This window comes from Vibrio sp. M260121, assembly GCF_036533715.1.
Classification (GTDB): Bacteria; Pseudomonadota; Gammaproteobacteria; order Enterobacterales; family Vibrionaceae; genus Vibrio.
Genome location: NZ_JATABF010000120.1, coordinates 1 through 581, shown reverse-complemented (window position 1 = coordinate 581; position 581 = coordinate 1). Strand labels below are relative to the sequence as shown.

The following is a 581-nucleotide window of genomic DNA, read 5'->3' as shown; positions in this document are numbered from 1 at the left end:
GCCAAGGCATCCACCGTGTACGCTTAGTCACTTAACCATACAACCCGAAGGAGTTTCGAGTTGATGTTCAAATCACCAAAGTTGTCTCTCATTATTTGAATGAGCGAGAGACATTTCGATTTTGCCGGACTCAAATATGTTTTGCTTTCGCAAAACCCAAGAACACTTGAATGTGTTGTTTGGAGTATTCAATTAAGAATACTTTGAGAACTTTACAAACAAACTTAAAAGTTTGTTTTGTCAGCTTTCCAAATTGTTAAAGAGCTAGATTTTCTAATGAAAACCATTTTTAAAGATTCTTTTTCAAGAACACTTAAAGATGGTGGAGCTATGCGGGATCGAACCGCAGACCTCCTGCGTGCAAGGCAGGCGCTCTCCCAGCTGAGCTATAGCCCCATCAAGGTGTCGATACTGCATACCAATTTCAAAAGAAATTGGTGGGTCTGAGTGGACTCGAACCACCGACCTCTCGCTTATCAGGCGAACGCTCTAACCACCTGAGCTACAGACCCAGTATCGTCTCTTTTACTTATAAACCGTATCAATCTGTGTGGACACTCATCGTGAGTAATCATCGTTTA

General features: G+C 41.8%; 2 tRNA genes. Both read right to left on the bottom strand.

Features of this window, described 5'->3' with window-relative positions:
* Window positions 1–320: 320 nt before the first annotated feature.
* Window positions 321–396 (bottom strand) — tRNA-Ala (locus QTO06_RS25390).
* 39 nt (window positions 397–435) lie between these two features.
* Window positions 436–512 (bottom strand) — tRNA-Ile (locus QTO06_RS25385).
* Window positions 513–581: the final 69 nt, after the last annotated feature.